Source organism: Pseudomonas sp. GW821-FHT09C09, from assembly GCF_059418105.1.
Window position 1 is genome coordinate 358,214 of record NZ_JBWKPF010000007.1, and the last position, 20,348, is coordinate 378,561.

Here is a 20,348-nt window from a genome sequence, read left to right on the forward strand (position 1 = left end):
TGTGCCACAGCTTTTTTACCGACTGACCCTCAAGGGCGTTGCAATGGAAATTAACATTCTCATCCTCAAGGATTTCGGTCGGTTCAACGATTTGAGTATCCCTTTAGCCCCAACACCCAATAACACCTCAAATATGACGGTGATTGTCGGAAATAACGGAGCCGGAAAGACGACGCTTCTAAAATCGCTGGCTACCTCGCTGAGTTGGCTAGTAGCTCGGATTAATACGGAGAAAGGTCTTGGTAGTCCGATTTCGGAAGTAGACATTCGAAATGGCACTCTAGGGGCTGTTATCACAATTGGGATAACCGACGAATCCCATCCACGTCCAAATCTTCCCGACGCGGCTATTGATGATGCTGGATTTGTGTGGAGCATTGCCCGAGGTCGCCTTGGACGGAAGAAGGCGCTTCATAGCTCATTGATAGAGGTCAGTCTTTTGGCGGATCACTATCGAACCCAGCTAACTGCAAACGACAAAGCTTCCCTGCCGTTGATCGCCTACTACCCAGTCGAGCGCTCTGTTCTCGAAATCCCGCTAAAAATCCGCACCAAACACACCTTCGACCAACTCGACGGCTACGACAACTCACTGAACCGAGGCGTCGATTTCCGTCGTTTCTTCGAGTGGTTCCGCGAGCGCGAAGACAGCGAAAACGAAACCGGCATTTCCGATTCAGCACTGGCTGAAATCTCCGAGAAATTCGGCCCGGACAGCGAGGTCTGGCAAACCCTGTCCAAACTGAAAGCCTCCTCCCGTGATCGCCAACTGACCGCCGTCCGCTCAGCCATCGCCGCATTCATGCCCGGTTTCACCAACCTGCGCGTGCAACGCAAACCGCGCCTGCACATGGCCATCGATAAGGACGGCGTCACTCTCAACGTCGCCCAGCTCTCGCAGGGCGAGAAGTCGATGATGGCACTGGTCGGTGACATCGCCCGCCGCTTGGCGATGATGAACCAGTCACTGGACAACCCGCTCCACGGCGACGGCATCGTGCTGATCGACGAAGTGGATCTGCACCTGCACCCGAAATGGCAACGCAGCCTGATCCGCCAACTGAGCGAAACCTTCCCCAACTGCCAGTTCGTGCTGACCACCCATTCGCCACTGGTCATCAGCGACGCAAAAGATGTTCTGGTTTACGTGCTCAATGACGGAGAACTCCACGAACACAACGGCCTGTACGGCCTCGATGCCAATCAGGTGCTGCTGGAAGTCATGGACACCGATATCCGTAACAGCGACGTTCAAAAGCGCTTGAACAATCTGCTCGAACGCTTGCAGGACGGCGATCTGGAAGCCGCACAGAAACTCTTCGCCGAACTGGCCGAGGAGCTTCCGGATGGCCATATCGAATTGGCCAAAGCCGCGCTATTGCTGCGCAAGCTGGAGTTACGTCGTGCGTAAGATCATCAAAGGAGCTGAGCCGAAACAACTGACCCAATGGAAGCGCGCCAACACCACGTTACGTTACCGGGACTTACCGGCGGAAGAACGGCAATCTGTTCGCAGCTCATGCATTGAGGAGCAATACGGCCTTTGCGCTTATTGCTGCCAGTCCATCGTCGTTGACGACGCACATAACGAACATATCGAAGCTCAGGACCGCGCTCCAAAACGAACATTGGACTTCACCAATATCGTCGCCAGTTGCCAACGTCCGAATCAGTGCGGTCATGGCCGCAAGACTCAACCCATTGATCTGACGCCGTTGATGGCTGAATGCGAATCCGAGCTGAAGTTTTATCTGTCCGGCCGCGTTGCCGGTCAGACCGAACGCGCGAAAGAATCCATCAAGACTCTCAACCTCGGCCATACAAACGAAAGCAATCGCGGACTGATCGGGGCACGAAAAAAACTCGTCGACGATTTGATTTTCACCGGCGGGATGAGTCCCGACGAGCTGGAAGACGAAGAACTGCTGGGCATTCTTCTGGAGGATTTGCTGAAACCCAAGGAAGGACGGCTCCAGCCCTTCTCCCCCGTGCTGGTCAACGTCATCCGCCACTACCTCGCTCAACCCTGACAAAAAGTTACACCCCAGCGCCAAAGATACCTCTGCACGACACCTCCCATTGCTTCCCCCCGTAAACCTTGTAGGATCGCGCCTTTTTTTCACTGCCCCACCACCACGCATCCGATCCGCCGGGCTCGTCAGCCCCTGAGGACTATGCTGAAACAGGGCCTGAGGGTTGATCCATGAAAGTGCTGTTGGTCGATGATCACGCGGTAGTGCGCATGGCGATCGGGATGATTCTGGCCCGCGAGGGCCATGAAATTGTCGGTGAGTGTGACAACGGTGTGGATGCGTTGAGCCAGGCGTTCGCGCTCAGGCCCGATGCGATTGTGCTCGACCTGGATATCCCGCAGCTCGACGGCATGGCGGTGATCGACCGCTTGCGCATCGGTGGCAGTAAGGCTCATGTGCTGGTGCACACTGGTCTGAAAAGCCAGGCCTATGCGGCGCAATGCCTGCGGGCCGGGGTGTCGGCGTTTTTGTCGAAGGTCGACGATCCGGTGGAGATCGTCACCGCGCTCAAAGCGGTGGCCAGTGGCAAGACGTGGTTTCCGGTCAATGCGCTGAATTCGGTGCGGGCCAGCGACTTTGCCCGAGACGATGCGCAACTGCTCGATGGCGTGTCGCGCCGCGAACTCAAGGTGTTGCACGGGCTGGCCCAGGGCAAGAGCAACAAGCAGATCGCCGATGACATGCTGCTCAGCAACAAGACCATCAGCACCTACAAGACCCGCCTGATGCAGAAACTCAACGCAGGCACGTTGCTTGAGCTGATCGATTTCGCCAAACGCAATCACCTGGTCTGAACCATGAGGTTCGGGCGATGGCTGAGCGCGTTGAGCCTGTCGCTGCTGGCGCTGGCGGCGAATGCCGGGCCGCTGAACCTGCTCAGCCGTGCCGGTGAGAATCGGCTCGATCTGCCCCTCACCAGCGCCCAGCACCAATGGCTGACCAACAACACCGTGTTGCGCGCCGGGGTCTATGCGCCGGATCGACCGCCGCTGGACCTCACCGCCAATCAAAAGGATTACGAAGGGCTGTCGGCCGACTATCTTGACCTGCTGACTCGCAGCCTCGGCCTGCGCGTGGAAGTCGAGCAATACGCCAGCCAGTCGGACGCCCTCGCCGCCTTGCAACGGGGTAATGTCGATCTGGTCCCGCGCATCAACCACCTCGAAGCGAACTACAACGATCTGCGCCTGAGTGCGCCCTACGCGTACGATCAGGCCGTGTTGATCAGCCATTTCGGCACCCATTGGCCGAATGACCGGTTACCGGCCGGCACCACGGTGCTGTTCGATCAGGACTGGATCACCGAGGAGCGGGTGGCGTCGTTGTTCCCTGGACACCCTCTTCAAGCCGTCGATTCGACCCAGCAAGGCCTCGGCCAAGTGGCCTATGGCGAAGGAATGGTGCTGCTGACCGATGCGATTTCCGCGCAATACCTGCTCGAACGCAGCTACCAGCAAAGCCTGAAACAGACCATCCAGCGCGACTCCGAAGGCCTGGGCTTCAGTTTTGCCACGCAGCAGGAAAATACGCGACTGCTGAACCTGCTCAATGCCGCCATGGCGAAGATCACGCCCCAGGAACGCACGGTCATCGCCCGGCGCTGGGGCATCGGCGCCAACCCGAAACTCGGTTACAACCGCCTGCAACTGACGGCCGCCGAACAGCAATGGATCAAGGACCATCCGCAGATCGAAGTGCTGGCCAACGACCTGTATTCACCGTTCAGTTTCTTCGACAACGAAGGCCAGCTCAGGGGCATGGCCGCTGATCTGCTGGAGACCATCAACGACCGTACCGGCCTGACGTTCCGGCCAAGCAAGATGTCGTCCATCGACGCCGTGACTGGTCGCGCGCAACGGGATCCGCCCAGTCTGATCGGAGCAATGACCTACAGCGCCCGTCGCGAGGAACATCTGGTGTTCTCCCGGCCCTATGCAATCAATCCGTTCGTACTGGTCACCCGCACCCAAGCGGAACGCCCAGGTCTTGCGGGCCTCAAGGGAAGACGCGTCGCGATCATCAAGGATTCGGCCGCCGCCAACTGGCTGGAGCGCGAGTGGCCGGACATCCGCACGGTGCAGGTCGACACGCCGATCGAGACCTATGAACTGCTCGCCGAAGGCCAGGTGGATGGCGTGATCCAGCCGCAAATGGGCGCGGCGTATTTGATTGATCGTTTTTTTCGTGGTCGCCTGCAAATCGATTCGGTGCTCGGTGCACAACCGGCGCTGATCGGTTTTGCCACCGGCAAACAGAACGCCATGCTGGTCTCGATTCTCGACAAGGCACTGCTCGATATCGCCCCGGACGAGTTAAGCGAACTGGCCAGCCGCTGGCAGAATTCCCAGGACAGCCAGGACACCTGGAGCACTTACAAGAACTGGATTCTGCGTGCGGTGTTGGCGCTGCTGACCGTGCTGCTGGTGATTCTGGCGTGGAACCTGGGTTTGCGCCGGCAGATCGCCGAGCGGCAAAAGGCACAAAAAGCCTTGAGCGATCAGTTGCTGTTCATGCAGGTGCTGGTCGACGGCACGCCGCACCCGATCTACGTGCGTGACCGCAAAGGCCTGCTGCTGAGCTGCAACCGTGCGTATCTGCAAGTGATGGAAGTCGAGCCGCAGCAAGTGCTGAACAAAGGCCTGATCGAGGCGAATATCCTGCCGCTGGACACTGCCCACCAGTACAAACGCATCCACCGCGCCACGCTGGAAAGCGGTGAACCGTCGTTCGACAACTTCACCATGACGGTCAAGGACAAGACCTACCACATCTACCATTGGGCCCTGCCCTACCGTGATTCCGACGGCACCATGACCGGCGTGATCGGCGGCTGGATCGACTTCACCGAGCAACAGCATCTGCAACATGCATTGCTGGCGGCCAAACATCAGGCCGAGGCGGCCAACCGGGGCAAGAGTCATTTCCTCGCAGTGATGAGCCACGAGATCCGCACACCGATGAGCGCATTGATCGGCGTGCTCGAATTGCTGCGTCACCAGTCCGCCCCGCGTCCGGACGACACCGAACTGATCGATATCGCCCAGCAATCTGCCGGCGGCATGATGGAATTGATCGGCGAGATTCTCGACCTGACCCGAATCGAGGCCGGCCAGTTCGAACTGCGCAACAGCCGCTGCCATCCCGAACCGCTGGCGCGCACGGTGATCGAGGGATTCGCCAGTCTGGCCCGGCAGAAAAACCTCGAACTGAACTTCATCAGCGACCACGCCGACAGCGCCTTGGAGCTGGACTCACTGCGGTTTCGGCAGATTCTTTCCAACCTGCTGAGCAATGCGATCAAGTTCACCGCTCAGGGAACCGTCACGGTCGAGCTGCGTTTGGAGCCCGACGGCGAACTGGCCCGACTGCGCCTGACGGTCCGCGACACCGGTATCGGCCTCGACGAACAGCAGCGCCAACGCCTGTTCCAGCCCTACACCCAATTCGAGATCAGTGATCGTGAGGTTCAGGTCGGCAGCGGTCTCGGGCTGTCGATCTGCCGGCAATTGACCGAGCTGATGGGCGGCCGACTGACCTGCGAGAGTCAGCCGGGACAAGGCGCCTGCTTCACCCTGGAACTGCTGGTCAAGTGCCTGCCGGACGACGAGGCAACTCAGGTAACCAACGATGAAACGCTGCCGCCACTGCCTGTGCGCCATGTGTTGATCGTCGAGGATCACGAGTTCAACCGCGTGGTGCTGCAGCGTCAGCTGGAGTCCCTGGGGATGCGCGTCACTTGCGCCGAAAACGGCATCGAAGGCCTGCGTCTGTGGCGGGAAGACACCTTTGATTACCTGATCACCGACTGCAACATGCCGCTGCTCAACGGCGACAAAATGACCCGCCAGTTGCGTGCCATCGAAGCCGCCGAAGGCCGTGCACCGACCCATGTGCTGGGGCTGACGGCCAATGCCCGCCCCGAGGAGATCCAGCGCTGCCTCGAGGCCGGAATGAACGACTGCCTGTTCAAACCCCTTACCCGCCCTGTGCTCGAACGCTACCTGCGCGAAGCCGAACGGGCCATTCAGGCCACTGCGCCGTGCTTCGATCTGTCGAAGGTCACTGCCATCACCGCAGGCGACCTGAGCATGACCCGGCAACTGCTCGCCACGGTGCTGCGCACCAACCAGGAAGATTTCGAAACCATGCAGGCGCTTTTCCAGGCCGGTGATTTATCCGGGATGAAACGCTGCTGCCACAAGATCCTCGGCAGCGCGCGGATCATTCATGCTGCACCGTTGATCGCTGCATGCGAACAACTGGAAGCGACCTGCGAAGTCAGCACCACACGCCAGGAGGTGCATCGCCTGTTCGAAGCTTTCGGCCAGCAGATGAAGCGTTTGCAGTCGCACCTGCAAGTGGCCTTGCACAGTGCTTCTGTGTAGGACGCTTCCTACAAATACTTGGGAAGTGCCTGCGTTACCCTGACTACTCGCCTGAGCAGAATTCGCCGCCTCTTACAACGGTTGTCGGCGGATCATCATGCTTGCGTTGAATGTACGGTTTTCTCGGGTTTCGCTTTCCGGTGCCCTGCTGGTGCTCAGTGCCGCACCCATGGTGGCGCAGGCTGCCAGTTGCGACGGTTTGCCTTGCCTGACCTCGCCACAAAGCAACCTGTTGGTCGATAACGGCTCGACTGTCCTGGCCGGCACCGGCGCAACACTGACCGACAGCATCGTGACCCTTGGCACCCTTCAGTTGCTTGATGAGAGCGTGGCCAGCGGCACCACGATCAAGGACAGCGGATGGCTGGAAGCCCGTGACAGCGCGAAGCTCACCGACACCCTGATGGAAAACGGCACACTGGTATTGATCGGTTCTGCCACAGCGCTGACGACCCGGGTCAACGACGGCTTTTTTGAAGTGACGCAAAACGCCGCAGTCAGCGACACCCGGCTCGACGGTGGCCAGATGTATGTCTACGGCGATGCGCTGGCCAAAAATACCCGCGTCGCCAACAGCCTGATGACTGTCTACCAGAATGGTCATGCGCAACAGACCACGGTCAATGCCGGCGGCGAACTGGCAGTCAACGACACCGCATCGGTCGACGATACGCGGATCAATCTGGGCGGCACGATGACCAGCGTGGCCGGCACGACGGTCTCCAATACCACGGTCAACCAGGGCGGCTTGATGGTGCTGGGCGCCGCAGCCACCGCCAGCGACACCACACTGAACGACGGTGCCCTGCTGCGCCTCAAAGGTGACGCCGCATTGAACGGAGCCAACCGCCTCGATGGCCGGGTCGAATTTGCCGACCCCGCCGTTACCGGCGCATTCCACACCCTGACCATCAACGGCCCGCTGACCGGCAACGGAACGTTTGCAATGAACACCGATCTGGCGTCGTTGCGCGGCGACCTGCTCAAGGTGCAAGGCACAATCAGCGATCTGCACACACTGGTGGTGGCCGACTCCGGCAACGCACCGAGCGGCGCACAGCAAGCTCTGAAGCTGGTCGAGGGCAATGGCGGCAGCGGTGATTTCCAGCTGTTCGGCGGCACGGTCGATGCCGGGGCCTACCGCTACTCGCTGCAGAAACAGGGGAATGACTGGTATCTGGGCAAACCGGCGATCAGCACTCCGGATGAAAGTATCCAGGAGCCGCAGGTTCCACCGGTCGATGGCCAACCGGAAACCGTGGTGCAACCGGTGGTGATTGAACCGACAGTGACGCCCACGACGCCTCAGCCTCAGCCGCAGCCGCAACCGCAACCGCAACCGCAAATACTCAGTAAAGGCGCGAACGCCGCCGTCGCCAGCCAGGCCGCCACCGCCGCGCTGCTCGATGCGCAAAACGGCAGCACCCGACAGCACTTTTCCGATTTGCGTTCGGGCAAGGATCAGGGCGGCATCTGGGCTCGCGGTTACGGCGCCGAACAAAAACTCGACACCCGCACCAGTCGCGCTTTTCAGCAACAGGCCAACGGCATGGAAATCGGTGCCGACACCGCGCTGCCGACGGCCAGCGGAACGTTGTATGTCGGCGCCCTGTTCGGCCTGGGTCAGGGCCGCCAGGATTTCGGTGAGCGCAGTAAAGGCACGATCGACAGCACCACGCTGGGCGCCTACGCCAGCTATCAGGATCAGGACGGGTTGTATGTCGACGGCGCCCTGAAATATTCGCGGCTGAACAATGAGATCAAGATCACCAGCAACCTCGGCGAACCGGTCAAGGCTCATTACGACAACCATGCGGTCAGTGCCGAGGCACAGATCGGCAAGGTCATCGATCTGGGCCGGGACTGGTTCGTCGAACCTCAGGTCGGCATGCAGGTGACGCGCATCAGCGGCGGACGTTACACCGCCAGTAATGGACTGGATGTACAGCAGGATGCGATGACCTCGGTGCAGAGTCGGGTCGGTGCGCAGTTCGGGCGCGAGCTGCAACTGGACAAGGGCCTGCGGATCAAACCGTACGTCAAGGCTGCATGGGTCACCGAACATGCCGGCGACAGCGAAGTGAAGGTCAACGGCGCACGCCTGGACAGTCGCTTGCCGGGATCACGGGCGGAACTGGGTGGCGGGTTGGTGCTGACGGCAGCGCAAAACCACCATGTGTATGTCGAGGGGCAGTACGCCAAAGGCCGTGATATCGAACAGCCCTGGGCGGTGAATGTCGGGTATCGCTACAACTGGTAATTTGCGGGCAATAAAAATGGCGAACGGAAAAATCCGTTCACCATTTTTTGTTCAGGTCACCCGAACCGTGCTCTCAATCATCCGGCATTTCCGGCGGCTTGGCGGGCTTCGCAGGTTTTGCCGGCTTGCCGTTCTTCGTTCCCTTGGCCGGTGCCGCCTCGGTGGCCGCTGGAGGTGGAGGCGCGGCGACCAGTTCCTTCTCGGCGGCGGGCAATGCATCGATGGTGTCGAAGACTTTCTTCAGGTCCACCGACTTCGCCTCGTCCCCGGCGGCCGACAGTTTGGTTTCCCCGTCCTTGCCCATCAGAAAGACTTTCGGATAGGCCCCGGCGCCCAGCTTCAGCGAGCGCAGCAACGCCATGGTGTCCTGTTGGCCAAGATCCTTGCCGTCGAGCTGCCCGGCCATATTGAGGATGGTGTAGACCTTGAGCTTGCGGTCAGCGATCCCCTGCTTGTTGGCCGGATCCTCAAGGGACTTTTTCAGGCTCACCCAGACCGGGTCGACCGTACTGCTGGCGATGACGATCAAGGGGCGGTAATTGCCTTTGTCGACATCCAGAGGGGAATCGTTGTCCCCGGCGAACAAGGGGCCGGCAATCGCCAGCAAGAGTGTCAGGGTCAATGACCTGATGAGCATGCGCATCTCCTTTTGATATCCACGCTCTAATGATTGCGCATCGTGGCGATTGTTCCGGGGTTGCCCGGCAAATATGTTTCGCCTTGTTCAAAGCGTAGGTCAGCAACGATTTTGCGCAACCGCATGCGCTCGATCATGTCGCGCATTTGATTACCTTTTATGACCGTATCGGGATGACGATTCAGCCAGAAGTGCTCGCCTGGAGCAGTGCCGAATCCAGCGCCGCTTCCAGCCCGGACGAATCGACACGTCGGCCTTCAAGCCGCAGCGCTCCATCAGCGAGGCTGACGCTCAAGGTCACCGCAGGCATGTCGCCCGGATACTTGCGCAGCAACAGGTCGATGCCGTCGGCTGTTTCTTCACTGGAGATCAGATCCCACTGGCTTGCGCTCAAGTCCAGCAACGTCTGTTGGCGCTGCTGATCGACGACGAGTGGCGCGTAGAGCCAGTGGCTCATGCGCATTTCCCGGGGCTCGACTTTGATGGCGAGGCGGCCATTGCAATGGAATGTTGTTTCGCTCATGGCTGCCTGCCGATCAGAACGCCAGTTTGTAACCGATCAGCACCAGCATCGTCGCCAGGCACGGACGCAGCAGTTCATCGGAGACCCGACCGGTCAGGTGGCTACCGAGCCAGATGCCCGGCAACGAACCCACCAGCAGGAAGCCCAGCACGCCCCAGTCCATGTTGCCCATGCTGGCGTGACCGAGGCCGGCGACCAGGGTCAGCGGTACCGCGTGGGCGATTTCGGTGCCGACCAGGCGGCGGGTCGGCAGCAGCGGATAAAGGATGAACAGCGCGACGGTGCCGAGGGCGCCGGCGCCGATGGAGGTCAGGGCGACCATGGTGCCGAGGATCAGACCGGTGATCACGGTCATGATATTCAAGCGAGTGCCGCTGGGGTTGTAGTTGCCGCCGGCGCGTTTGTGGGCGAATTCCAGCAGGCGCTTCTTGAACAGAATCGCCAGCGCCGTGGCGAACAGCACGAAGCCCAGCGCCTGCTTGATGATGGCGTTCATCGCATCCGGCGCGGTGTGCAGGGTACTGAGGAACCACAAGGTCATCGCCACCGCCGGGACACTGCCCAGGGTCAGCCAGCCGGTGATGGCCCAGTCGATGTTCTTGTTCTTCCTGTGCACCAGCACGCCGCTGGATTTGGTAATGGCGGCGTACAGCAGGTCAGTGCCTACCGCCGTGGCCGGGTTGATACCGAACCACAGCAGGATCGGCGTCATCAACGAACCGCCGCCGACACCGGTCATGCCGACGATAAAGCCCACCACCAGCCCGGCAATCACCAGGCCGAAATTTGCCAATTCCATGAAGACATCCAGAAGACGACAGGAAAAATCTGGCCCGCAGCATAGCGATTTTTCTTATAACCACCTATATCGATCCGATCTATCGTTATGCCATTTCGTGCTTCAGTGCTGCCGCCGGCCAGGTTTGAAACTGTGGGTGGAATTGATCCACACCGTGGCCAGCGCAATCAGCGACAAAATCAACAGCGCCCACGGAAACGACATCGCCCCCGCCCGGTCCAGCAGCAACCCGCCAAACAATCCGCCGCCGGCAATCGCCACGTTCCATGAGGTGGTGAGCATCGCCTGCACCACATCGACATGTTCACCGGCAGAGTCCGCTGCGGCGGTGAGCAGCAACGTAGCCGAACCGCCGAACGACAATCCCCACACCGCCATGCAGGCATAAATCAGCCACGGCGACGGTGCGGCCAGCGCCAGCACCAGTGCGGTCACGGCAAACACCGCGAGGCTGATCAGGGCCAGTCCGCGCAACCAGCGATCCACCAGCAGACCGATGATCCAGATTCCCAGCAGCGAGCACAGACCGAACACCAGCAACACCAGATCGACCCGCTCGGCGAGGCCGGCCTGCATCAGGAACGGGGCGATATAGGTGTAGAGAATGTTGTGGCCGAGCATCCAGGTCAGCACCACGAACAGTACCGGGCGTACGCCGGGCAAGCGCAGTGACTGCATCAGCGGCAAACGTTCGGCACGGGCCTGACCCGGACGGTCCGGCACCGCGATAACGATCCACGCCGCCAACACCAAAGCAAGTGCCGACATGATCCCGAACGAGGCGCGCCAGCCGATCACATTGCCCAGCCAGGTGCCGGCCGGCGTGCCCAGCGACAACGCCACCGGGGTGCCGAGCATGGCAATCGCCAGCGCCCGGCCCTGCTGATGCACCGGCACGATGCCCCGGGCGTATCCGGCCATGATTCCCCACGAAAGCCCTGCCGCCATCCCGGCCAAAAACCGCGACGCCAGGGTCACGCCGTAATGAGTGGAAAACGTGGTGACGGTGTTGAACAGCAGAAACCCGCCGACCGTCATCAGCAGCACCCGCTTGCGCCCCCAGCCTCGGGTGGCGACCGTCAGCGGAATCGCCGCGACAATCGAGCCCAGCGCATACAGCGTCACCAGTTGCCCGGCCAGCACTTCGCTGACGTTGAGGCCAGCGCCGATCTGCGGCAACAGACCGGCCGGCAGGGTTTCGGTGAGGATGGCGATGAAGCCGGTCATGGCAAACGCCAGCAGCGCGGCGTAAGGCAGTTTGTCGGTGCGGGTGGCACGTTCCAGGCTAGTGTATTCGGCGCTTGCGGGGTCGGTCATGACAGGTGCAGCTCCCTTTGAGTCAAATCGGACGAAAGATTGTATACAAACCTTGTCATCCGCCACTCTACCCGACCTGGCTTACTGCACGGGCAAAAAATTCAAAAACAGCAAGCTCTGGGCGTAATTCAAACCGATGCGCCGGTAGCGCTCGTCAAGCATCTGGGTCAGCAGGTCCAGGCGCGCCACGACTTTGCCGAACTCGGTAGCGAAGCTCAGGTTGCTGCCCTCCTCCGATATCTCATTGGAGAACAGCAGCGGCTGACCTTCCTTGTTCTGCCGCTGGGCGAGGATCCAGGTGGCTTTCTCGATGTTGCGCGCGGCGTTGTTGACGAAGGTCGGGTTGATCGCATCGGTCATGTAGAACTCGGTGCGATTGCCGTGGGCGGTGACCAGCATGCTGCCAATGGCATAGATGAAGGCGCCGACCCGGTCACCGAGAAACTCCGGGCTCATCGCATAGCTCAACGCTGCGAGATCTTTTTTTCCGCCCAGCGTCGGCAACGGTTGCTGCTGTTCGATCGCCAGCCGCACCTGCTTGACCGCCGTGCGAATGTCGAGGAAGCCGGATTTGCGCAATTCGTCCGGGTTGCGCAGGTACAACTTGCCCATCAGGCGATAGAGGCTGTCGAGGTTGTCGCGCATCGCCAGCGTAGCCATGCGGTCGACGCTGGTCTGGAGAAACTCCTGGGGCCTGCCCTCGCGCATCTGGGTGATGAAATTGTTGCCGTCCTGATGACTGCAAGCGCCGAGCAACAGGGTCGACAGGCAGGCCAGCAACAGGCACGGGCGATGAATGAATGCAGCGATGGGGTGCAAAACTCTCGGCATGAATTCTTTGACGGACACATTCCTGTGCGGCGGGAGTCACCGCAACCTGGCCATGGATAGAGCCGGGGATTGCGCAAAAGTGCAGTGCCGCAGCGTTTTCCCGACTTTCGGCGTTTGGCGCCTCACCATTTAGTCCGACTTTATTTTTGCAATAAACGTTTAATCGTCTATAAATTTTCATTCGAACGATAATTAGCATGACTATTTAATGATTTTGAAAACAACAACAAAAAGGAAGGTCAACCATGCTTCAATCCCGACACTCACTCTGCGGCCTCGGACTGTCCCTGATGATCGCCACCCTCTCCGCCCAGGCCGCCGGCCTGTCCAGCGAACACAAAGCCTTCGGCAAAACCAATGACGGCACACCCGTCGAGCAATACATCCTGCGCAACAGCCACGGCATGCAAGCCACGGTCATCACCTACGGCGCGACCTTGCAGGCCCTTCAGGTGCCGGACAAACACGGCAAGCTCGACGACATCGTCCTCGGTTTCGACGATGTGCAGGGTTACCAGAAAGGCACCGCGTACTTCGGCGCAACCATCGGCCGCTTCGGCAATCGCCTGGCCGATGGCGCCTTCGAGCTCGACGGCAAACGCTATCAAGTGCCACAGAACGACAAGACCAATGCCTTGCACGGCGGCACTCAGGGTTTCGACAAAAAAGTCTGGAAGGCGACGGAAACCAAGGACAAGGATTCGGTCGGCGTGACCCTGACCTACCTGTCGGCGGATGGCGAAATGGGTTTCCCCGGCAACCTCACCACCGAAGTGACCTACCGCCTCACCGACAGCAACGAACTGCGCATCGACTACAAGGCCAGCACCGACAAACCGACGGTGCTCAACCTGACCAACCACAGCTACTTCAACCTCGCCGGCGCCGGCAACGGCGACATCCTCAAGCAGGTCGCCACCCTGCACGCCAGCCATTACACCCCGGTCACCGCCAAACTGATCCCGACCGGCGAACTGGCGCCCGTGGCCGGCACGCCGATGGACTTCACCAAACCGACCGCCATCGGCCAGCACATTAAAGCCGATCACCCGCAACTGAAATTCGCCGAACCGCAACACGGTGGCTTCGATTTCAACTGGGCGCTGGACACCAAGGGTGACGTCAGCAAACTCGCCGCCGAAGTCAGCGACCCGCAATCCGGTCGCCACCTGCAACTGTTCACCAACGAACCCGGCGTGCAGTTCTACACCAGCAACTTCCTCGACGGCACGGTCAAGGGCAAGGGTGGCAAGGTCTATCCGCACTGGGGCGCGTTCACTCTGGAGACTCAGCATTACCCGGACTCGCCGAACCAGCCGAACTTCCCGAGCACCCGACTGGATCCGGGACAGACCTACACCCAGAGCGTGGTGTTGAAGTTTTCTGCGAAGTAAAAGCAAAAGATCGCAGGCTGCGGCAGCGCCTACAGGGGAAAATTAATCCTGATGTAGAGCTGCTGCAGGCTGCGATCTTTTTGCTTTTTGAAGCCTTGGACTGGCGCTGCCCACTCTAAATATCGATCAAGGCAGACAGAAGTAACCGAAATTCAGGGACTCAGCTGATTACGGCGCCTTTCGGGCCACTGGAAATCAACGCGGCTCCACAGGCGGTTTTCATGCCGTCCAGCGCGATGGGCACGCCATCGACGGTGTAGGTGCTGCTGCCCTCGGCAATAGGGAAACCCCCTTTGCATAAGGGACAGCTGACTTTGTGACCCACCCCGGCAATTGGCTTACCGTTGAGGTTGGTTTGGGAGAATGCTTCGAGCACCTTCCCACCGTGAGTGGTGGAGTCGCCCAAGCGGATTGCGTCTTTCATCACGTCACTCCATTGACAAGTATTGATTACTCATACTTCAACGTTGTCTTGAGCAGCATTGAAACCGGTTTTCCTCCGGTTCCTATATTTATCGTTTCTCAGTCATCCATACGTCTTCATACCCTTGCGCATCAGTAATGAACTTTGCCCCTGTGGGCAGAGAGAGAAAGCTCACCGTCTGCGGCAGAATTTCATTCAAGTGGCGAACATGGACAGCCTGGTAAAAATCATCCGCCGCAGCGCAATACTCTCCGCAGTGAATGAACCAACTTACATTTCCTCCCTCGGGCGGCTCCACTCTACTGCCGTAAATGGGAGATCGGCCGAGTGTCTTCAGGGCGACAGCAACCATGTCCTCAGGGGGCTGGATGGCGAGCCCATATTTTTCACAGAGTATTCTCTGAGACGAGTCGGGAGTGGTCGTTTCAAGCTCGCTCAAGAGATTTTCCTCCGACCACCGTGTTGTTCTTCGCCCATCACTTCAACTCTGAAGCCACCAGTTCAGAAGCGTCTCGTCCTCGTCGTCATCAATGTTTTTATAGATGTTTGCGTAATACCATTGGATGCCGGTTTTCTCGCTAAACCGATCAAAAAACTGATTGATCTTATCCATCCCATTGATCGCCGGGACGGCTAGCGAGAGGTTGCCCTCATGTACACCGTCCAGTGTTCCACCCAGCTCAAGACCGACACCTCGTTCAAGTCCGTCTATTTCCTCAGGGGGAATGTAATCGGCATAAATGTGGATGCAAAAATTGCCACCTCGCTTCAACACGTCTGCATGGGCGTTTTTGTTCTTGATCGAGATCACATCACCCCGTGCCAGATTCAGCGCCAGGCCCGGAGAGGAAAGCAGCTCATATGTATCCTCCGCAACCTGTCGAGCCGGCAGTTCCTCGTACACCGGGCCATCGTCATCTGCGACGAATACTTGAATCAAAACAGGTGCGCTTCTATCGTCCATACGGTGCTCCGCAGCTTCCACGTTCAACACACGACATACCTTCTTTCACGTAACCACTGTTCCCAGCGCTCAGGTTACAGGATGCACCCTCAAGATCCACGTTTACATCGGCGAGGTTGCCACCATTGGACGTCGCCACGTTCTTGTGGCCCAAGTGCATGTCATCCGGGTTTGTAGAGGTATGTCCACAACGCCAGCACTTGTAGACACCCACAGGCTTGCTCTTGGCAATAAGCTTTTTGCGGCAAGCAGACTGCCCTTTCCGACTGCCACCACCGACCTTGCTCGCCGCCATGTCTTGAGCCGATGCTCCATGACCATCTTTCAGTGCGACCTTTGACGGGGCTTTTTTCACCAGACCAAGCGGGTCGATCCACTGGGTTGGATTAGGTGCGTATTGGTGAAGGTTGATACCACCAGCCAGGCCTATCGGATCCTTCGAGATGAAGCGCCCGACCTGCGGATCGTAGTATCTGTAGCGGTTATAGTGCAGACCCGTTTCATGGTCGTGATATTGCCCCTGGAAACGTATGGGGTTGGTCAATCCGTGCTGGACAGCAAAACTGGTCTTCTCTTCCTTTACTTGTCCCCACGCCTGGTAACGAGCTGCCCACACCACCTGCCCCTTTTGGTCTGTCAGCTCGAGGGGAGTCCCCAGATGATCACACTGATACCAGGCCAACACATCGAAGGGTTGCGCCTTCGGCTCATGAGCCCATAACGGGTCATCATCGAGGCTGTAACTCCCGAGGTACTCAGGCTGACCAACCAAATTGATCGGACTCTGTCGAAGCGCCTGCGCTATGGGTATAAACGTGCCCGGCTCATAAATGTAATGCACGGTACGCCCGGTACCGCCGTCCATGTCGGCAGGGCTGCTTTCCCACGACAAATTGTCTCCATCCCAGCCGTAGAGTGTCAGGCTGCAACCGAGCTCACGCTGTATGCGTCCCTGTTCATTTCGATTCCAGTGCGAACCGGCTTCGTGACGATGCTTGAAGTGCGCCGTCGAATTCTTGTAAATCCGACGCCCCAGCGCATCGTAAGCAAACTCGACAGAGAGACGAGAGTCTTCAAAATGAACCAGTCGATCAAACAAATCCCACCGCATTTGACTGCGGTTGCCATTGTGCCAACGCAGCGTCTGATTTCCGCGCTCGTCGTATTCATAGTGGGTACCGGCATACTCGCGTATCAGGTTATCCAGAAGCTTGCTGCGTGGAGGATCGAGTTCCAGAGGCCTGCGTACCTCTGAAGCCTTTTCATCGAGCAGGTTACTGGCCGGGTCGAAAGAGAATGTCTCCAACCCATTACGGCTCACGGCACTGAGCAATCGCCCGACCGGATCATAGCGATAGACTGCTGGGCCTCGGCGACTATCGTTGAGCTCGGACAATTGGCCGACAGCGTCATACTTGTATTCGCGCTTGAGCAATGTGGACTTGTCATCCACTCGCGCCAGTAATTGCTCTTGCAGACGACCAGCAGGGTCCCACTTCTGCGTTTGCAATAAATGGTTGCCCTGATGACGGGCAACCTCTCGATGCAGGTCGTCACGCTCATACCCGACCAGCTCGTGCTCATCCAGACGCAGCGCAAGCAAGTGGCCACTGCCATAGGTCAGCCAACTGACACGGTGACCGTCTGGGCGAGTCGTCGCAACGCATTGATTGAGCACGTCATACTCATGCTTCCAGATAGCAACTGTCGGCTGCTCAAGACCCAGATAGTGCTGGTGCTCTCTCGTCAGATTGCCCGCCGGATCATAGAACCACTGCAGGCGGCTCTGATCGTTCGTGGCCATGACCATGTTTCCATTGCCGTCGTAAGCAAAGGTCTCGCTTTGAGCTGTCTCGCCAAGACTCGCGTGACGCCCGATCAATCGTCCCATCGGATCGAATGTCATCGAGATAACGCGCTCTGCGGATACAGCCTGAGCCAATCGGCCAGTTTCGGGATCGTACTGATATCGAGTCGTGCGACCGTCGAACCCCGTCTCCTCAAGGAGTCGTCCTACCGGATCGTAATGGAACTGGGTACGTTGATTGTTCTCGTTTTCGAGTGCCACCAGGCGCCCCAGCCGATCCCAGCGATAACAAAGACTCTGTTCGCAAGCATCGACTCTCTCGGCGATCAACCCCGCTGCCGTGTAAGTCCAGGTCGTGCAGCGATCCAGGCCATCAACATGGGTCAGCAAACGCCCTTCGGCGTCGCGTTTAAAGTGTTCTTCAGTTTTATCGGAATGCGTAACAAGTACAACGTGTCCCGACTCGTACTGGTATTCAGTACTCTGTCCCGCTGCATCAGTGAAGCAGATCATCTGACCGCGTTCGTTGTATTCCCAGGCACTGGCCTTACCCGAACAGTCTGTGTATTTCAGCAACAAGCCTGCATCGTTGTATTCGAGTTTCTTTTCGTTGCCATTGGCGTCCTTGATAGCAACAGGTCGACCAGCCTTGTCATAGGCATACTCCGTCTTATTGCCCAATGGATCGACGGACTCCACCAGATTTCCAGCGTCATCGTAGGCGCGTTCCCACTGCCCCCCCTCCGCATCGCTGATCCTGATCAACTGATTCTGATCGTCATAAGCGTAGTGAGCCACACTTCCGTCGGGACTTATGTGCTCGAGCAAGTTACCTCGCTCGTCATAACTGTAACGTTCAGTACTTCCGTCGGTATGAACGTGACGAATCACATTTTTGGCTTCATCGCGGAAGAACCACTCCGATCGTTCGTCCGGATATCGAATTCGATAGGTGTAGCCCAAAATGTCGTAGTAATGCCAGGTCTCGTTGCCGTGTGCGTCAGTAACGTACGTGAGACGAATGTTTTCGTCCCAATCCAGGCGAGTATCGAAACTGCCGTCGTCAGCCCATTCGCGAACAGCTTTGGCATCAGCGGTGTGCCCTTGCCATTGCAGATTCATGCCACGGCCGGTGCGATCGGTATATCGGGTGAGTAGATGGTGTTGGTATTGGTATTCCCAGGTCGCCCCGTTCTCGTCTTGTGCCTGAACCAAGTCCCCGAAGTCATCGTACTGATAGTTGCAGAGTTGCCGCCGGGGTGCACCATCGCAAATTTCCCAAAGGCCTGTTATCCGGCCATGGTCGTCGATGAGAGTACCTACATGTAGGAGAACCTGAGTCACGTCATCCTGATAAGTGATCAGATCTGAAAGAACAGAGACATCACCGTGGCGATGCTCGTAATGCAGCATCAACCCGGCACCATTACGCATCACCACATTCGTCAGCCAGTAACTGCGACCACGGCGCACATAGGTTTCTTTTCGCTCCAAACCAAAGCAAACCAAAAGTTGATCTTCGCTCAAGCGTACGAGTGTGACGTTTTCAACGGCGCTGTATTGGAATTGGCCAACCTTGGGCAATGGAAAGTCAATACTTCGACCGTCGGCGCCAAAAAACACTAATCCGTCACCCCGACAGTCAAACCGGGTAGAAAACTCCGTCACCCACCGTGCTCCCAACTCGCTCGTGTCAAATGCATCAAATCGAGAGCTGTAAGTACGCACCCATTCAATCGGGAATGGACCGGGCAGGCTGAAGTCGGTGTGGCTCAAGGATTCTGAGCCCAATGCAAAGTTGATACTGTTGCAAGTACCGGTACAGCAACCGTTCTTATCCCCCTTCGCGGCCTGACTTGCCGGGCTTTCCTTATTGCTCGCGCCCAGTTGACCATCAGTACCCTGACGTTGAGCTTTACTGGTCGCACCCGGTTTGACACTGGCGCTCTGTCCATGAGCATTACGCTTGCGCCAGCTGGCAACGGCCCCAGTCAGCATGACGAGCAACCAACCGATCGAATGCTGGACACCTGGGTCACTCAGCTTGGTCAGTTGACCGCGCAGTTCCGGCCCCATTGCTCGCAAGGTAGAGGTATGGCTCAGTACCAGGTGTTTGACCTCGTCAGGCATCAGAGCCCGCGAGGCGCTATTGGCCAGCCCTTTACCAGCAGCTTTGTATGCGCTGAATACCGCTCCGAAAATGTTGCCTATGGCAGCCTTCGGATCACTGAGCAGTTTGTCGCCAGCAGCGCTGATCTGCTTCTTCGCAGCCTGCACAGAGCCCTTTGTATCGAGCTCACCTTTGACAACGGTTTCAAGTCCTTTCGCAATCTCGTTGATCGCACTCTCACCAAGCTTGCCTGCATCAGAAAGTATGCCGGCCAACTTTCCCTGGGCCTGTTTCGCGAAGTCGTCAATAGTACCGACGATCGTGGCATTCAGATGACCAATCAAGACTTCGATCAATGAGTCGCCGAGCAACATCTTTGCGCTGCTACGCAACTCCTGTCTAACCAGGAACAACGTGGGCCGCAGACTCATGCGTGCCGCAGCCATGCTAGGTGGTGCAGGCAGCACGCCTATCAAGTTGATGCCCAGACTGACCCAATCGAGCACTTCGCGCTTTTTGCTCTTGGATAACGTAACGATGTCACCCAATGCGTCGACCAGCGCCATGATGTTGCCAACCACCGGCAACGAGCCCGCAACGTTTTTAATCCGGTCAAGCGTAACAACACCTCCGCTGATGGATTGGAGCCAGGCATCGAATTTAGCCGCTCCGCGTCCAACATCCTTTGCGTCGATAACATTGAGCGGAACGACGGCAACCTGAGGCTCACGTTTCACAACAGCAGTTTCAGTGGTCATGACAGCATCTCACCCGCCGGCAGGCCCGCGGTTTTAATAGAAGTTTTTGGCAGGGTTGGAGCCGGAAGCGTTGGCAACTTGCCCGCCTTGCTCGCCGCCCCGAGAA

Annotated in this window: 15 protein-coding genes; 6 read left to right on the forward strand and 9 right to left on the reverse strand. The window is 58.3% G+C overall.

Going from position 1 to position 20,348, the window contains the following annotated elements; all coding sequences use genetic code 11:
* The first annotated feature begins 43 nt into the window (after positions 1-43).
* The 5 genes from AC07NR_RS22910 (at position 44) to AC07NR_RS22930 (ending at position 8,678) form a co-directional block, all read left to right on the forward strand.
* Entirely contained in the window at positions 44-1,411 is a 1,368-nt protein-coding gene (locus AC07NR_RS22910; protein ID WP_495079531.1) for an AAA family ATPase, read from the forward strand.
* Positions 1,404-2,030 carry a retron system putative HNH endonuclease gene (locus AC07NR_RS22915; RefSeq protein WP_495079532.1) on the forward strand — a complete coding sequence of 209 codons (627 nt, stop codon included), beginning with the start codon at positions 1,404-1,406 and terminating at the stop codon, positions 2,028-2,030. Before AC07NR_RS22910 ends, AC07NR_RS22915 begins: the two co-directional genes overlap by 8 nt.
* A gap of 173 nt (positions 2,031-2,203) precedes the next feature.
* Complete coding sequence (locus tag AC07NR_RS22920; RefSeq protein ID WP_495079533.1) at positions 2,204-2,827, forward strand: response regulator; 624 nt, start codon at positions 2,204-2,206, stop codon at positions 2,825-2,827.
* A gap of 3 nt (positions 2,828-2,830) precedes the next feature.
* The gene (locus AC07NR_RS22925; protein ID WP_495079534.1) at positions 2,831-6,418 is read left to right on the forward strand and encodes an ATP-binding protein; all 3,588 of its coding nucleotides are present in this window, start codon (positions 2,831-2,833) and stop codon (positions 6,416-6,418) included.
* A gap of 97 nt (positions 6,419-6,515) precedes the next feature.
* Complete coding sequence (locus AC07NR_RS22930) at positions 6,516-8,678, forward strand: autotransporter outer membrane beta-barrel domain-containing protein (protein ID WP_495079535.1); 2,163 nt, start codon at positions 6,516-6,518, stop codon at positions 8,676-8,678.
* Positions 8,679-8,751: 73 nt separating this feature from the next.
* Here the strand turns inward: AC07NR_RS22930 and AC07NR_RS22935 are convergent, their stop codons facing one another.
* The 5 genes from AC07NR_RS22935 to AC07NR_RS22955 all read right to left on the reverse strand — a co-directional run bounded on the left by AC07NR_RS22935 (position 8,752) and on the right by AC07NR_RS22955 (position 12,785).
* Positions 8,752-9,315: a DUF4174 domain-containing protein gene (locus tag AC07NR_RS22935; RefSeq protein WP_248741134.1), complete on the reverse strand. Its 564-nt coding sequence runs from the start codon at positions 9,313-9,315 to the stop codon at positions 8,752-8,754.
* A 181-nt stretch (positions 9,316-9,496) separates the two neighbouring features.
* On the reverse strand, positions 9,497-9,838 hold the full coding sequence (locus tag AC07NR_RS22940) for a hypothetical protein (RefSeq protein ID WP_495079536.1): 342 nt from the start codon (positions 9,836-9,838) through the stop codon (positions 9,497-9,499).
* 13 nt (positions 9,839-9,851) lie between these two features.
* Entirely contained in the window at positions 9,852-10,637 is a 786-nt protein-coding gene (locus AC07NR_RS22945; RefSeq protein WP_169431041.1) for a sulfite exporter TauE/SafE family protein, read from the reverse strand.
* A 102-nt stretch (positions 10,638-10,739) separates the two neighbouring features.
* Positions 10,740-11,954, reverse strand: coding sequence for an MFS transporter (locus AC07NR_RS22950; RefSeq protein WP_248741136.1), 1,215 nt, complete (start codon positions 11,952-11,954; stop codon positions 10,740-10,742).
* Positions 11,955-12,035: 81 nt separating this feature from the next.
* Complete coding sequence (locus tag AC07NR_RS22955) at positions 12,036-12,785, reverse strand: hypothetical protein (RefSeq protein WP_495079537.1); 750 nt, start codon at positions 12,783-12,785, stop codon at positions 12,036-12,038.
* Between the two features lie 245 nt (positions 12,786-13,030).
* Here AC07NR_RS22955 and AC07NR_RS22960 point away from each other — a divergent pair, with 245 nt between their 5' ends.
* Positions 13,031-14,179 carry an aldose epimerase family protein gene (locus tag AC07NR_RS22960; protein WP_495079538.1) on the forward strand — a complete coding sequence of 383 codons (1,149 nt, stop codon included), beginning with the start codon at positions 13,031-13,033 and terminating at the stop codon, positions 14,177-14,179.
* 160 nt (positions 14,180-14,339) lie between these two features.
* Here AC07NR_RS22960 and AC07NR_RS22965 read toward each other — a convergent pair whose 3' ends face one another.
* From AC07NR_RS22965 to AC07NR_RS22980, 4 genes are all read right to left on the reverse strand, one after another.
* Complete coding sequence (locus tag AC07NR_RS22965) at positions 14,340-14,603, reverse strand: PAAR domain-containing protein (RefSeq protein ID WP_495079539.1); 264 nt, start codon at positions 14,601-14,603, stop codon at positions 14,340-14,342.
* An 88-nt stretch (positions 14,604-14,691) separates the two neighbouring features.
* Positions 14,692-15,042: an immunity protein Imm33 domain-containing protein gene (locus AC07NR_RS22970; protein WP_134827452.1), complete on the reverse strand. Its 351-nt coding sequence runs from the start codon at positions 15,040-15,042 to the stop codon at positions 14,692-14,694.
* Between the two features lie 42 nt (positions 15,043-15,084).
* Positions 15,085-15,567, reverse strand: a complete 483-nt coding sequence (locus AC07NR_RS22975) for a DUF4265 domain-containing protein (RefSeq protein WP_065259374.1) — start codon at positions 15,565-15,567, stop codon at positions 15,085-15,087.
* Positions 15,557-20,242 carry an RHS repeat-associated core domain-containing protein gene (locus AC07NR_RS22980; RefSeq protein WP_495079540.1) on the reverse strand — a complete coding sequence of 1,562 codons (4,686 nt, stop codon included), beginning with the start codon at positions 20,240-20,242 and terminating at the stop codon, positions 15,557-15,559. Before AC07NR_RS22980 ends, AC07NR_RS22975 begins: the two co-directional genes overlap by 11 nt.
* Between the last annotated feature and the right edge of the window lie 106 nt (positions 20,243-20,348).

Bases quoted from the DNA above. Each gene is read 5' to 3' on its own strand.
- AC07NR_RS22910 (WP_495079531.1), top strand. From the start codon at position 44: ATGGAAATTAACATTCTCATCCTCAAGGATTTCGGTCGGTTCAACGAT.
- AC07NR_RS22920 (WP_495079533.1), top strand. From the start codon at position 2,204: ATGAAAGTGCTGTTGGTCGATGATCACGCGGTAGTGCGCATGGCGATC.
- AC07NR_RS22925 (WP_495079534.1), top strand. From the start codon at position 2,831: ATGAGGTTCGGGCGATGGCTGAGCGCGTTGAGCCTGTCGCTGCTGGCG.
- AC07NR_RS22930 (WP_495079535.1), top strand. From the start codon at position 6,516: ATGCTTGCGTTGAATGTACGGTTTTCTCGGGTTTCGCTTTCCGGTGCC.
- AC07NR_RS22935 (WP_248741134.1), bottom strand. From the start codon at position 9,315: ATGCTCATCAGGTCATTGACCCTGACACTCTTGCTGGCGATTGCCGGC.
- AC07NR_RS22940 (WP_495079536.1), bottom strand. From the start codon at position 9,838: ATGAGCGAAACAACATTCCATTGCAATGGCCGCCTCGCCATCAAAGTC.
- AC07NR_RS22945 (WP_169431041.1), bottom strand. From the start codon at position 10,637: ATGGAATTGGCAAATTTCGGCCTGGTGATTGCCGGGCTGGTGGTGGGC.
- AC07NR_RS22950 (WP_248741136.1), bottom strand. From the start codon at position 11,954: ATGACCGACCCCGCAAGCGCCGAATACACTAGCCTGGAACGTGCCACC.
- AC07NR_RS22955 (WP_495079537.1), bottom strand. From the start codon at position 12,785: ATGCCGAGAGTTTTGCACCCCATCGCTGCATTCATTCATCGCCCGTGC.
- AC07NR_RS22960 (WP_495079538.1), top strand. From the start codon at position 13,031: ATGCTTCAATCCCGACACTCACTCTGCGGCCTCGGACTGTCCCTGATG.
- AC07NR_RS22965 (WP_495079539.1), bottom strand. From the start codon at position 14,603: ATGAAAGACGCAATCCGCTTGGGCGACTCCACCACTCACGGTGGGAAG.
- AC07NR_RS22975 (WP_065259374.1), bottom strand. From the start codon at position 15,567: ATGGACGATAGAAGCGCACCTGTTTTGATTCAAGTATTCGTCGCAGAT.
- AC07NR_RS22980 (WP_495079540.1), bottom strand. From the start codon at position 20,242: ATGACCACTGAAACTGCTGTTGTGAAACGTGAGCCTCAGGTTGCCGTC.